9 protein-coding genes are annotated in these 13,280 nt (G+C 61.9%); 6 read left to right on the top strand and 3 right to left on the bottom strand.

Translation table 11 applies throughout. From position 1 onward, the window contains the following. The first annotated feature begins 103 nt into the window (after positions 1-103). The 3 genes from aceA to aceB all read left to right on the top strand — a co-directional run bounded on the left by aceA (position 104) and on the right by aceB (position 3,591). The gene (aceA, locus tag PGP17_RS12450; protein WP_135943517.1) at positions 104-1,399 is read left to right on the top strand and encodes an isocitrate lyase; all 1,296 of its coding nucleotides are present in this window, start codon (positions 104-106) and stop codon (positions 1,397-1,399) included. 72 nt (positions 1,400-1,471) lie between these two features. Further along, entirely contained in the window at positions 1,472-1,969 is a 498-nt protein-coding gene (gene rraA / locus PGP17_RS12445; RefSeq protein WP_270375681.1) for a ribonuclease E activity regulator RraA, read from the top strand. An 11-nt stretch (positions 1,970-1,980) separates the two neighbouring features. Continuing rightward, positions 1,981-3,591 (top strand): malate synthase A, encoded by a 1,611-nt coding sequence (aceB, locus tag PGP17_RS12440; protein ID WP_270375680.1) that lies wholly within the window; start codon positions 1,981-1,983, stop codon positions 3,589-3,591. Positions 3,592-3,749: 158 nt separating this feature from the next. Here the strand turns inward: aceB and PGP17_RS12435 are convergent, their stop codons facing one another. After that, a complete protein-coding gene (locus PGP17_RS12435; RefSeq protein WP_270375678.1) occupies positions 3,750-6,266 on the bottom strand; it encodes a TonB-dependent receptor in 2,517 nt (838 codons plus the stop codon). Positions 6,267-6,334: 68 nt separating this feature from the next. Here PGP17_RS12435 and PGP17_RS12430 point away from each other — a divergent pair, with 68 nt between their 5' ends. After that, the gene (locus PGP17_RS12430; RefSeq protein WP_135943513.1) at positions 6,335-7,786 is read left to right on the top strand and encodes a hypothetical protein; all 1,452 of its coding nucleotides are present in this window, start codon (positions 6,335-6,337) and stop codon (positions 7,784-7,786) included. A gap of 69 nt (positions 7,787-7,855) precedes the next feature. Beyond that, positions 7,856-9,916: a S9 family peptidase gene (locus PGP17_RS12425; RefSeq protein WP_270375677.1), complete on the top strand. Its 2,061-nt coding sequence runs from the start codon at positions 7,856-7,858 to the stop codon at positions 9,914-9,916. 66 nt (positions 9,917-9,982) lie between these two features. Here PGP17_RS12425 and gltX read toward each other — a convergent pair whose 3' ends face one another. Continuing rightward, a complete protein-coding gene (gene gltX, locus PGP17_RS12420) occupies positions 9,983-11,335 on the bottom strand; it encodes a glutamate--tRNA ligase (RefSeq protein WP_270375674.1) in 1,353 nt (450 codons plus the stop codon). A gap of 87 nt (positions 11,336-11,422) precedes the next feature. Further along, positions 11,423-12,370 carry a Gfo/Idh/MocA family protein gene (locus PGP17_RS12415; protein ID WP_270375673.1) on the bottom strand — a complete coding sequence of 316 codons (948 nt, stop codon included), beginning with the start codon at positions 12,368-12,370 and terminating at the stop codon, positions 11,423-11,425. A 125-nt stretch (positions 12,371-12,495) separates the two neighbouring features. Between PGP17_RS12415 and PGP17_RS12410 the strand changes: the two genes are divergently transcribed. Then, positions 12,496-13,278, top strand: a complete 783-nt coding sequence (locus tag PGP17_RS12410) for a hypothetical protein (RefSeq protein WP_270375672.1) — start codon at positions 12,496-12,498, stop codon at positions 13,276-13,278. Positions 13,279-13,280: the final 2 nt, after the last annotated feature.

Below are 13,280 nucleotides of genomic sequence, written 5' to 3'. Positions count from 1 at the left end.
TCATGATACACGCTATCCGCTTTCTGTACATAGAGAAATAGACGCATTGCGGTCCATGCACGATAGTCCTTGTCAAAGTACATACACCTGAAAGGACACATCCATGACCTCGTTCTACGATCTCGTGCCCGGCGCCAAGAGCGGCCGCTTTGACGGTATCGAACGCAATTACAGCCCGGAAGACGTGCAGAAGCTGCGCGGCTCCGTGCAGATCCAGCACACCCTGGCTGAGCGCGGTGCGGTCAAGCTGTGGGATTTGCTGCGCAGCGAACCCTATATCAACGCACTCGGCGCCCTGTCGGGAAACCAGGCCATGCAGATGGTTCGCGCCGGGCTGAAAGCGATCTACCTGTCCGGTTGGCAGGTCGCCGCCGACGCGAACACGGCCGGCGCCATGTATCCCGACCAGTCGCTCTACCCTGCCAACTCCGCGCCGGAGCTGGCGCGCAAGATCAACCGCACGCTCCAGCGCGCCGACCAGATCGAAGTCGCCGAGAAAGGCAAGGCCGAACGCGACTGGTTCGCGCCGATCGTGGCCGACGCCGAAGCCGGCTTTGGCGGAACTCTGAACTGCTTCGAGATCATGAAGGCCTTCATCGAGGCGGGCGCGGCCGGTGTACACTTTGAAGATCAGGTCGCGGCCGAGAAGAAGTGCGGCCATCTGGGCGGCAAGGTTCTCATCCCGACCGCGCAACACGTGCGTAATCTGAACGCGGCACGCCTGGCAGCCGACGTCATGGGCGTACCCACGATCACGGTCGCGCGGACCGACGCGGAATCGGCCACTCTGATCAACTCCGACATCGATGAGGGCGACCACGAGTTCATCGATTTCGATGCGGGCCGGACACCGGAAGGCTTCTATCGCCTCAAGCAGGGTGTGGGCGTCGATCACTGCATCAAGCGCGGTCTCGCCTATGCGAAAGTTGCCGATCTGCTGTGGTGGGAAACCTCCAAGCCGAATCTCGACGAGGCCAAGCGCTTTGCCGAAGCGGTCCAGAAAGAGTTTCCGGGCAAGATGATGGCCTACAACTGTTCGCCGTCGTTCAACTGGGAAGCCAATCTGGACAAGGCGACGATCGAAACCTACCAGCGCGAGCTCGGGGCGATGGGCTACAAGTTCCAGTTCGTGACGCTGGCCGGCTTCCACCAACTCAACTACGGCATGTTCGAGTTGGCCCGCGGTTACAAGGATCGCGGCATGGGCGCCTATTCCGAGCTCCAGCAGGCCGAGTTCGGCGCGGAGAAGGACGGTTACACCGCCACGCGTCACCAGCGCGAAGTCGGCACCGGCTATTTCGACCTGGTCAACACGACGCTGTCGGGTGGTGAATCTTCAACCACGGCGATGGGCCAGTCGACCGAGACCGCGCAGTTCAAAAAAGAACCGGCTGAATAGACAGGACCCGTCAGGGCGGACCAAAGTGTCCGCCCTGCCCTTGTTCTCTTTCCAACCGGACCGGGACGTCAAATGACCGAGACCATCCGCACCGCGGATCTCTGCGACGCGCATCCTGACACGATGCGCGTCTTTCTTCCTGGGCTGCAGTCCTTTGGCGGCGTGGCCCTGTTTCACGGCCCCTGCGTGACTCTGCGCACCGTTGACGACAATTCGGTGGTGAAAGACTGCCTCGGCGAGCCCGGTGAGGGCCGCGTTCTGGTCGTCGACAATGCCGGATCGCTGCGCCGCGCCCTGGTCGGCGGCAATCTCGCCGAGCTGGGCGCGAGGAATGGCTGGGCGGGCCTCATCGTCAACGGCGCGATCCGGGACCGTCACGAACTCGCGGGCATCGAGATAGGTATCCTGGCGCTCGCAAGCGTGTCGATGAAGACCGACAAGCACGGCATCGGCACGCTCGGCGTTCCTGTCAGCGTGCGCGGTGTCACAGTGGACCCGGGAGACTGGATCTATGCCGATCTCGACGGTGTGGTCAGCGCGCCTCATCCGGTTCACGACACACATTCATAGGAGGTCTGCCAATGAGCGGAACGACAATTTCCACGCCGGACGGCGTAACGGTACGCGGCGAAATTCGCGAGGGATACGACTCCATCCTGACCGACGAAGCCCTGGAGCTTCTGGCCGGCATTCACCGCCGTTTCGATTCCGAGCGCAGACGATTGCTCAAGGCGCGTCTGGAACGTCAAGCACGGCTCGATTCGGGCGAAGAACAGCTCGATTTTCCTGCCGAAACGGCCGCTATCCGGGCCGGCGAATGGACCGTGCCGCCCGCCCCGGCCGACCTGGCCGATCGCCGTGTCGAGATCACAGGACCCGTGGATCGCAAGATGATCATCAACGCGCTGAATTCCGGCGCGAAAGGGTTCATGGCCGACTTCGAGGATGCCTCGAGCCCGTCCTGGACCAATATGATGGACGGCCAGATCAATCTTCGCGATGCCGTTCATGGCAAGATTGATTTCACCGACGAGACGAGCGGGAAGAGCTACGCGCTGAAAGAGGATACGGCGGTCCTGATCGTGCGGGCACGCGGTCTGCATCTCGACGAGGCCCATCTGGAAATCGACGGCGCGCCGATGGCTGGCGCCTTTTTCGACTTCGCGCTCTACCTGCTGCACAATCATGAAGAGCTGAAAAAGCGCGGGACGGGACCGTATTTCTATCTGCCCAAGCTGGAAACGCGCCACGAGGCGCGCCTGTGGTCTCTGGTCATCCGCCACTGCGAGGAGACGCTCGGGCTGGAGCGCGGGACGGTGCGGGTTACCGTTCTGATCGAGACCCTGCCCGCGGCATTCGAGCTGGATGAGATCATCTACGCCCTGCGCGAAAACCTCACCGCCCTGAATGCGGGACGCTGGGACTATATCTTCAGCTATATCAAGCGCCAGCGGACCGATGGCTCGAAGATCCTGCCCGACAGGGCGGCCGTGACGATGGCAGTCCCCTTCATGGCCGAATATGCCAAGCGGGTTATCGCGGTCTGTCACCGGCGCGGGGCGCATGCGATGGGCGGGATGAGCGCCTTCATCCCGGTCAAGGGCGATGACGCCAAGAATGAAGCGGCCATGGACAAGGTGAAGGCGGACAAGACGCGCGAAGCCGAAGCGGGTCATGACGGTGCCTGGGTCGCCCACCCTGCCCTTGTGCCGATCGCGATGGCTGCGTTCGACAAGGTGATGGACGGCCCCAATCAGCTATCCAAAGTCCCCGAAGTCGCAGAAGACCGCGACCTCTACCTGACGCCGCCAGGCGGGGACATCACCCATGAAGGCGTGCGCGGCAATATCGATGTCGCGATCCGCTACCTTTCCTCCTGGCTCACGGGGCGCGGAGCCGTGCCGATCCACAATCTGATGGAAGACGCGGCCACCGCTGAAATCAGCAGGGCCCAGCTCTGGCAATGGCGGGTGCATGGCGCAGTCCTGGCAAGCGGCGAGACAGTCGACAGGGCCTATCTGGAGAAGGCGATCACAAGCGTGGTCGAGGAGCTCAAGGCCGAGCTTGGCAACGAGACCTGGAGCCGCAATCGCGCCGATGAAGCCGTCGAAATTTTCCGTGAGCTGGTCATGGACGACAGCTTCGAGGAATTCCTGACATTGCCGGCCTATCGCAGAATCGCGTCGGCCTAGGACCGCCGGCCCCCGTCCTTCTCGATGCCAAAAGCCGGAAGCAGCCCGCTTCCGGCTTTTTTGTGCGCCAGCGCAATCGCACGAACGCAAAAGGGCCGGAGCAATGGCTCCGGCCCTCCTGTGTCTGGCGCTGGCCTGGAGGCCAAGCCTTCAGTTGCTTACCACTCGGTCCGCACGGTCACACCCCAGGTGCGCGGGGCACCGAGGAAGGCCATGTAGCTGGCCGTCGAGCGGGGATCGTTCGAGGTGCCAGCTCCGCCACGGCGGCCTTGCGCAAAGGCGTCGATCGCGACCTGAGCGTAGGTCTCGTCGGTGAGGTTGCGGCCCCAGACATCAACGGACCACGGACCTTCTTCCGGACCGAAGCCGAGACGTGCGTTCAGCAGGGTGAAGGACTCCTGGACCTTCTCCGGATCGAGGTCAGAGCCGGTGTTGTATTCGGACACATAACGGGCATCCAGGCTCGCACTGCCCATCAGGCCGGCGAACAAGGGGCGCTCGTAGATTACCTGCCCCGTCAGGAAGTGCTCCGGTGAGAGCGAGTAATCCTTGCCTTCGATTGCATCGACGAGCGGGTCGCCGGTGTTCACGTCGGTGTATTCCGAGTTCACGTACGCATAGCCGCCGGACAGATCGAGACCCTCGATCGGCGTGGCATAGGCGAAATCGATCTCCACACCCTTGGTCTCGGATTCGTCGACGCTCTCCACAACGAAGGCCAGCCCGTTGAAGGTGTTGAGCTGGAAGTCTTCAACCTGCTGCCAGTAGGCCGTGGCATTCAGCTGCAGCACGTTGCTGAACAACTGGGATTTGAAGCCGAGTTCATAGGAATCGATGATCTCAGGAGCGAAGGATGTGTCCGGATCGGTATACCCGTTCGGCCCGATCGGACCGTTCAGCTGACGGTCGAGGTTGAAACCACCTGCCTTGAAGCCGCGTGAATAGCCCGCGAACACCATGACGTCGTCGGTAAGGTCATACGTCGCCCGGAGCGTCCCGCTGACTTCCTCGTCGGAGCGTTCCTGGTCGTAGCCGTTGGCGTCGAGACCGGAACGGGCGTACGGAAGACAGGCTGACGGGACCAGGCCGCCAAGCGGTGTTCCGGCAAACGTCGAGATCGGGTCAAACCCGCCATAGGTCTCAAACAGGCTGCAACCAAGCGGAGAGTTCGTGTCAAAGCTCGCCACTACGTTCTTGGTTTCGTGCGTGTAGCGCAGACCTGCCGTGATCGCGAAACGATCGGTGAACTGATAGGTGTTGTGCGTGAACACTGCCCAGCTGACAGCCGTCTGGTTGTAAAGATCCTGGTTCGGACCGGATCCGGCCGGGAAGAAAGAGCCCGCCGGTTGCGGCGTGTAGCCAGGGAGAGCTGGGAATGGCGGAACGAAGCCGAGCGCGATCGCGTTCAGCGTGTCCGAAATGAAGGTTGGGTTCGTGCCATTCGAGGCCGCGAGGCTGAGGAAAGCTTCCCAGTCCTCGCCGAACTGAAGGGCGTCGCCGAGCTCAAGGTCTTCGTGCGAATAGAATCCACCTACCAGCCAGTCCAGATCGCCCCAATTGCCATTCAGCCGAAGCTCCTGAGACAGGCGCGACAGGTCCGTGAAATTGTGCTCCGGATCGCGATAGGAAATATCGGCGCTGGTATAGTCGACGTCCTGCCCGCGCGAGTTAGACCAGTTTCGATAAGCGGTCACACTCGTCAGCGTGCCGATCGGCATGTCGATGTCGAATTCAGCCGAGATGCCGCGATCTTCGACCGTCTGATCGTACGTCCGGTTGGCGTAAGCGATACGCTCATCGGGATCGGCGGGGTAGTTGACGTCACCACCCACAGCCCGGACCAGCGCATAGGCGGTCGGCGTGTAATCGTAAGCCACGGCCGAGCAGCAGAACTCGTCGCGCTGGGAATAGTCCGCGATGATGCGGCCTTCGACCGAGGCACTGGGCGTCCAGAGAAGCTGCCCACGAATGGTCTGGTAATTCTCGGTTTCGGATTCGGTGAGCTCTGCATTGGCTCCCTTGCCGACGATCAGATCGGTATAGCCGTCACGTTCGGCATCTGCTGCAAACAGCCGGAAGGCCAGCTGGTCCTCGAAGATCGGCCCGGTGATCGAGCCGCTCAAGCGGCGATAGCCGTAATCGCCGAGTTGTGCCTCAGCGCCGCCACCCCATTCGAATTCAGGCGCCTGCGTGGTGATGCTCAGCACACCGGCCGAGGTGTTCTTCCCGAACAGGGTCCCCTGCGGGCCGCGCAGAACTTCGATCCGCTCGAGTTCACCCAGGTCGCCGAAACCGACGCCGTTGCGCGACCGGAAGACACCATCAATGTAGACGCCCACAGAACTCTCAAGGCCGAAATTGTCCCCGACCGTACCGACGCCGCGAATACGGGCGGTGGTGATCGTCTCCGACTGGGTGGAGGTGACCATCAGCCCTGGGGCGATGGAAATCAGATCCTTGATGTCCTGAACGCCGGACTGGTTCAGCGCTTGAGTGTCGTAGGCCCCGATGGAAATCGGAACGTCTTGTGCACTCTGTTCGCGCTGCTGGGCCGTCACCGTGATGACGTCAACGGTGCGACGATCCTGCGGAGCGTCCTGTGCCGTCGCTGCGCTGGCCACGGCCAGCGTAGATGCGGCGCCCAAAAGCAATGCGCGCGTGAAACGTAAAGTCATAAAAGTCCTCCCGAGACTGGCCCGCTTGTTTAGCGCGGTACGTGTGCTGCAATGCACTTGGCGCCACCATGTCGCATTCGCTCCGGATCGAGAAGACCTCAAACCACCGGCACAGGCAGGAAAACCGGTGCAACACCCGTCTTTCTCTGCGTTTTTACAAAAGCGTTGCAATACGGACACGTCATTATTCATCATTACGCTGCATCTGCGAAGATGTCCCCGCACTACACTGCAATGCACAACGATTCTGTTGCGCTGCAGCAGAATCGTTGTGCTTCCCCGCTTACAAAATCTCCATACACCTGGGCCAGACTACTGGCCTGCAAGGGTACAGGGCGATGAGTGGATCTGCTTTCGACGCGCTGAGACGACATCTGGCAAGCGCCGAGCATGTCGATATCAGCCAGTATGAATTCATCAACCTTGCTGCGGTGCGCGAAGCGGCCGGGGATAACTGGGATAATATCAAGAGCCGAGTCTTCGTTGCGGCCGAATCGATCATCCAAAGCCATCTTGCCGACGAGGATCTCGTCATCCGTTGTGCCTCCGGCTATCTGGTGGTGTTCCACGACACCAGCGGCCTCGAGGCAGAGGCGCTGACCGAGGCCATTCGCCAGGAGCTACAAACTTTCTTCCTTGGTGAAGACCTGACCCGGCGGCTATCGGTCGAGGCAGAGTTCGAGACTTTGTCCGTGGCCGAGTTCGCCGCCAAGCTTGATGCTGCCGAGGTAGACGAAACCGAAATCTCCGTTTCCGCCCGGAAGACTGTCCGAGAGATCGGCGAACGCAGACAGATCGACGACACCGTCTTCTGGTCGGCCTGGAACCCCAAGCAGGAAGCGGTCGCGGCCTTCGCCGCGGTCGGGCGCAAGGCTCGTCCGGACCAATCAGGCTGGTTGCTGCAGGATGAGATTCTCGGCCAGGGATTCGGATCAGCGGATCGGCTTGCAATAGACCTGCAGGTGCTGGCCGAGGCCCAGAGCGCGTTGAAGGCTCTCACACAGCAGCGCCTTCGATGCGGCGTGATCGTTCCTGTCGGTTACAGCGTGCTCTCGCACGGACCGAGCCGCATACGGTTTGCGTCCACCCTCACTCAGATGCCGGATGAATTGCGCAAGCTCATCTTTCTCAACGTGGAAAACGCGCCGATCGATGCCCCCGCGAGCCAGGTCAACGAGAGCTGCCGGAGCGTGCTCAATTGCTGCGGCCGACTCATGATCCGCGCGCCGCTCGATGCGCTGAGCCTGGAGCGATTTCGCGATTCCGGCGCCTCCCTCGTCGGAGCGCGCCTGCCAGCGCACTACCGAGACAGCCTGCCGGCACAAATCGAACGATTCACGGCCATCGCCAGACGCCTCGGCGTCCCGATCTATCTGGATGGCATCCGGGACTGGAACGCGCTCAAGGCGGCCCTCGCCTCCCCCGCGCAGCTGCTGATCGGTCCGGCCTTCGGCGAACAGCCAGGCTTGTCGGCCCCGCACAAGCTGTCCCGAGCCCGCGCCCTGTCCTCTGCCGCGTGACGCTGGCCGATTGCAATTGGACATCCGCAGTGACTACTCTGCCTGATACAAAATAACAGGGGAGTTCTCATGAAATATCGTTTGCTCGGCGCTGCAGCCGCAATTGCTCTTGCCGGCTTTGGTCCGGTCGCGGCCCAGAGCGGGCAGCAACCTCTCCAGTTCGTGGATATCTTCAGCCTGGAAATGGCAGCCAACCCGCAGATCAGCCCGAATGGCGATCGCGTCGTCTATCAGCGCCGCTCCAACGATATCATGACCGATCAGACCGCCTCGGCGCTGTGGATTGTCGATTATGACGGCTCCGATCATTTGCCTTTGGTGACCGGGCCCGGCAACTATTCAAGCCCTGTATGGGCTCCAGACAGTGAGCGCCTGGCCTTCGTGGCCAGCGAAAACGAAAAAACCCAGCTACGCGTGGTCTGGCCGGATCGGGGCGTCACGGCCAAGCTGGCCACTTTGCCGAGCGGGGCGAGCAATATCAGCTGGTCACCGAACGGAGAATGGCTGGCATTCACGGCCTTCGTGCGCGGCCCTGGTCCGCAGGTCGATATCGGCATGCCAACGCCGCCGCCGGGTGCTGATTGGGCAGAGTCCGCCCTTGTCGACGAAACCGTGCGCTACGAGTTCGACGGCGTGGGTGAGCTTCCCGATGGCGGGCAGCAGATCTTCGTCATCTCCGCCGAAGGCGGCACGCCCCGGCAATTGACCGAGCTTGCCGGTGGCTCGCCGAGCGCGCCCGTCTGGGCACCGAACGGTCAGGAGCTTTTATATTCCTACGGCGGCGATGCAGAAACCAACTTCGATTTCTCCGAGAGCGACATCTATGCGGTCTCGCTCGATGGTGCAGACCCCCGTCAGATTACGGACTACCCCGGGGCAGAATCCTCGCCCTCCATCTCTCCTGACGGCGAGACTCTCGCGTATCTAGGATTTGAGAACCGCCAGGCCTCTCAACAGAACACTCATCTCTTCCTGCTTGAGTTAGATGGCGGCGAGCCACGCGAGCTGCTGCCCGATCTCGATCGCGGGATTGGCGCGGCCGAGTGGGACAGTTCGGGCAACGGTTTGTGGATCACTTATGACGATCGCGGCCGCAGCCTGCTTTCCTATGTCGGCACGAACGGGAATTTACAGGCCGTGACCGATGACCTGGGCGGGCTGGTCTTTGGACGCCCCTACACATCGGGCGCCTTTTCCATCTCCGACAACGGCCGCTTCGCTGCCAGCATCGGCACGGCGAACGACCTCGCCAATGTCGGCGTCGGTAACCGGCGGGGGAACGTCTCCGTCATCACCGACCTTAACGATGACATTCTGGGCCAGCGCGCTCTGGCCCGGGTCGAGGAGATTACGTGGACCAGCTCGGCGCCCGACGGGCGCGAGATCCAAGGCTGGATCGCCTATCCTCCAGATTTCGACGAAGACCAGGACTATCCGCTCATCCTCGAAATCCACGGCGGGCCGCACACCGCCTACGGGCCGCACTTCTCCGGCGAGGTCCAGCTCTACGCGGCCGCCGGCTATGTCGTCCTCTACACCAATCCGCGAGGCTCCACGTCCTACGGTGAGGATTTCGCCAATCTCATCGACAAAGCCTATCCCGGCGAGGATGTGGACGACCTTCTTTCCGGCGTCGACGCGGTCGTCGAACGAGGCTTCATCGATTCTGACCGCCTGTTTGTCACCGGCGGGTCGGGCGGCGGTGTCCTGACTGCAGAACTGATCGGCAACGACACTCGCTTTGCCGCCGCCGCAGTCGCCAAGCCTGTGATCAACTGGACCAGCTTCATCCTGGCCGCAGACATCGGCCCCACTGTGATGCCGTACTGGTTCGGCGTGACGCCCTGGGAAGCGCCGGAAGTCTATTGGGAACGATCACCGCTCTCACACGTCGGCGACGTGGAAACGCCGACCCTCGTCATTGTTGGCGCAGAGGATCGCCGCACGCCGGTTTTCGAAGCCGAACAATACTACAACGCGTTGCAGATCCGCGGCGTCGAGTCCCGCCTGGTGCGCATTCCCGGCGCGTATCACGGCATCGCCGATTCACGCCCCTCCCGCCTGCTCCAGAAGGCCGGACACATCCTGGCATGGTTCGACGCACACGATCCGGCGAACGCCGACAACTAGCGCCACCGCTCCGCTACCCGGCCGCACATTCTTTCAGCCGGGCCGACACCGGCCCGGCTGAGAGGATCAGGCGACGTCGCCAGTCAAGCGCCGCCTGGCACGGTCAGCGCCAATCAGCGGAAGCAGGACAGCCATTTCCGGGCCGTGGCTTTGACCGGTCAGAGCCTGACGCAAAGGCATGAAGAGTGACTTGCCCTTACGCCCGGTCTGCTCCTTGAGCGCAGACGTCCAGGTCGACCAGCTCTGCGCGTCGAGCGGGTCGGCGGGCAGCAGCTCGGCTGCGGCCCGGAGAAACTCGGCATCTTCCTCGGCTATAGCCGGAGTGACCGGCCCCGCAATCAAAACATGCCAGTCCTTGGCGTCGTTCAGCGTTTCCAGATTTGGCCGAATTGCTTCCCAGGCCAGAGCATCGAGCTGCGCGCCCATCGCGGCCAGACGCTCGGAGACGGCGTCGAACCGCATATCGTGTAGCAGACGGGCATTCAGGCGCCGCATGTCTGCCGGATCCAGACGGGCAGGAGTGCGGGACAGCTTGGACAGATCGAAATCGGTGACAAGCGCCTCAACGGTGGGACGAACTTCGACGGGATCGGAGGTGCCAACCTTGGCCAGGACAGAGAGAATGGCCAATGGCTCGATCGCCTCCTCCTCACGAAGGCCCTGAACGGACAGCGAGCCCAGACGCTTGGAGAGCTTTTCCCCATCTGCACCGACCAGCAATGGATGATGGCCAAGCTCCGGCGCGGCATCGGGTCCGCCAAGCGCATGAAAAATCTCGATCTGCGCGGCCGAATTGGTCACATGGTCTTCGCCGCGGATAATGTGGGTGATCCCGGCGTCGATATCATCCACAACGCTAGGCAGGGTATAGAGATAGCTGCCGTCTTCGCGGATCAGGATGGGATCGGAGACCGAGTTGGTCTCGATGTGCGAGGCTCCCCGCACCAGGTCGTTCCACTCGATGCGGCCACCCGACAATTTGAAGCGCCAATGGGGCTTGCGCCCCTCGGCCTCATATGTCGCCTTGTCCGCCTCGGTCAGCGACAGCGCAGCACGGTCATAGACCGGAGGCTTGCCCTGTGCGCGCTGGATCTTCCTCTTCCGGTCAAGCTCGTCCTCGGTCTCGTAGCAGGGATAGAGCAGACCGTCCGCGATCAGCTTCTCCTTGGCTTTCTCGTACTGTGCAAAACGCGCCGACTGGTTGAACGTCTCGTCCCAGACAAGGCCGAGCCAGGTGAGGTCTTCCTTGATGCCCTGCTCATACTCTTTGGTCGAACGCTCGAGATCGGTATCGTCAATGCGCAGGACGAACTGCCCGCCGTGGGACTTGGCGAACATGTAATTCATGAGCGCCGTGCGCACATTGCCGACATGGATGCGCCCGGTGGGGCTGGGAGCAAAGCGGACTTTCACAGTCATCGGTCGTAATCCTGGAAAATAGGCAGTCAGGCAGGCGCTTTGCCACGCACGCCCGTGCGCGTCAAACACCCGCCTCTCTTTGACAGATCAACTCAGGCGGCTGTCGCCGCCGGCGGCTTCGTCAATCCGCAGCGCAGTCTCGAGCGCCAGCAGGCCATCGCTGCCGCTCGCGGCAACCGACCGGGCCTTCGGATCCAGAACCGCGCCGACGAAGGCACCGACATTAGCGCCGAGGGAATCCCTGGCCTGCGGTGCGTCCGCAAAGTCGGGATCAAGACGCAGCGCCCCCTCATTGGCAAAACGCTTGTTGAGGAAGTCGACCTCGACCTGATCCCCCCCCTCGTAGCCGAGCAACATCACACGGTCGCGCACTTCGGCCACACGGCTGGACTCCAAGGTTGCAGTAAACCCGTCCTCGAACTCTAGGCTGGCGTAGATATGGTCTCCCAACCCGCCACGATCGGCCTTGAGTTCCGCCTCGATGTGCCGCGGCCCCTGCCCGGCGAGCGCCAGCACCAGATCAATGTCGTGGATCATCAGGTCAAGCGTGACCGATACGTCGAGATTGCGCGGCGACGGCGTACCCATCCGGCGCGCGTGCAACAGCTTGAGCCGGGGAAGCTCGCCAAACAGCCCCATCGCATCGAAGACGAAGCGCTCCTGATGACCCACTTGAAGGATCAGCTCGCGCTCCTTCGCCAAAGAAACGAGGTCCCTGCCCTCGCTCACGCTGGCGGCCACCGGCTTTTCGACCAGGACATGCCGCCCTGCGCTCAGAGCGCGGCTCACGGCATCGTGGTGAAACATGGCCGGGCTCGCCACGGTGAGGATATCAGCCGCCTCAATCAGCGCACTCAGACTGGAGAAAACCTCGCCGCCATGGGTCTGCGTGAGACGAGCGCTATGGTCTGAAACCGGATCGAAGACACCGATGAATTCTGTCCGCTCATCAGCGACGTATTTGCTGGCGTGATAACCGCCGAACACACCCGCACCGACGACCCCGGCACGCAAGGGTTTTGCTTGTTCGCTCATGAGCATGCAAAGAGCATACTGGGGCCTGCCTTGCAAAGCCGCGCTTCAGGTTTTTTGTGGCGACTTGCCGTTGACGCTGTTGTGTGCCCGGATCAAGCGCTATCGTTTGTTCGGGGAGGCTGATGATGGCCCAGGACAAACAGCGCGAAGGTCCGGATGGGCCCAGCGTTTCAGACATCGCTGCGGCATTTGGCGCGGAGGGATCGCTGCGCCGGTTCTTTGGTACGCTGTTCGCGTCCGTCGTCACACCCAATACGGTGCTGCGCGATGCCTTCGAGAACGGCTCCCGCTTCATCTCCCCCTTGCGGGTCTTCGTGATCCTGACCGGCGCCGTGCTGGCGTTGATGACATTTCTGGATGCTCGAACGAACTTTGCGCTCGAGTTGGCGCTCGCCCCGGGCGGGCGGGACGCAGCCATGGACCATGTGCGAGCCCAGGGGGTCGACCCGGCCGCACTTGAGGCCGCGTTTGATACCTGGATGCGCATGTCCGCCTGGCCCGTCATTATCGTGTCCTCAGCCATCTTCATCGTCATTCTCAAGCTCTACCGTCCGTCGATCACGTGGTGGGGCCATGTGTGCGCCTACCTGGTTGCGATGAATGCGCTGAGCGTGATCACGCTGGTGGCGGTGGTGCTCAGCCTGACTGGCCTCGAGCTTCTCGCCGCTGTGGTCGGCGGCCTGGCGATGGTCATTTATCTGGCGGCCTTTGTCAGGATTGGCGCCGGCGTGTTCAAGCTTGGCCCCTTCGAACTCGTTGCACTCTTTCTAGGCGTCGTGATCGGTAACATTCTGGTTGCAGCCGTCATAGCGGGGCTTCAATTCGCGCTCGCAATCTATATCGTTTCGCGGTTCGACCTTTCGCTTCTTCAGCTGATCGAGATCAGCATTGAAGCTTCATCCAGCTAACG

This window comes from Marinicauda sp. Alg238-R41 (assembly GCF_947331485.1).
Classification (GTDB): domain Bacteria; phylum Pseudomonadota; class Alphaproteobacteria; order Caulobacterales; family Maricaulaceae; genus Marinicauda; species Marinicauda pacifica.
The sequence above is the reverse complement of the archived record's forward strand: the minus strand, read 5'-3'. Positions and strand labels throughout refer to the sequence as shown.

Excerpts from the sequence above, each read along its gene's own strand:
- aceA (WP_135943517.1), top strand. The coding sequence starts at position 104 with ATGACCTCGTTCTACGATCTCGTGCCCGGCGCCAAGAGCGGCCGCTTT.
- rraA (WP_270375681.1), top strand. The coding sequence starts at position 1,472 with ATGACCGAGACCATCCGCACCGCGGATCTCTGCGACGCGCATCCTGAC.
- aceB (WP_270375680.1), top strand. The coding sequence starts at position 1,981 with ATGAGCGGAACGACAATTTCCACGCCGGACGGCGTAACGGTACGCGGC.
- PGP17_RS12435 (WP_270375678.1), bottom strand. The coding sequence starts at position 6,266 with ATGACTTTACGTTTCACGCGCGCATTGCTTTTGGGCGCCGCATCTACG.
- PGP17_RS12430 (WP_135943513.1), top strand. The coding sequence starts at position 6,335 with ATGTCGCATTCGCTCCGGATCGAGAAGACCTCAAACCACCGGCACAGG.
- PGP17_RS12425 (WP_270375677.1), top strand. The coding sequence starts at position 7,856 with ATGAAATATCGTTTGCTCGGCGCTGCAGCCGCAATTGCTCTTGCCGGC.
- gltX (WP_270375674.1), bottom strand. The coding sequence starts at position 11,335 with ATGACTGTGAAAGTCCGCTTTGCTCCCAGCCCCACCGGGCGCATCCAT.
- PGP17_RS12415 (WP_270375673.1), bottom strand. The coding sequence starts at position 12,370 with ATGAGCGAACAAGCAAAACCCTTGCGTGCCGGGGTCGTCGGTGCGGGT.
- PGP17_RS12410 (WP_270375672.1), top strand. The coding sequence starts at position 12,496 with ATGGCCCAGGACAAACAGCGCGAAGGTCCGGATGGGCCCAGCGTTTCA.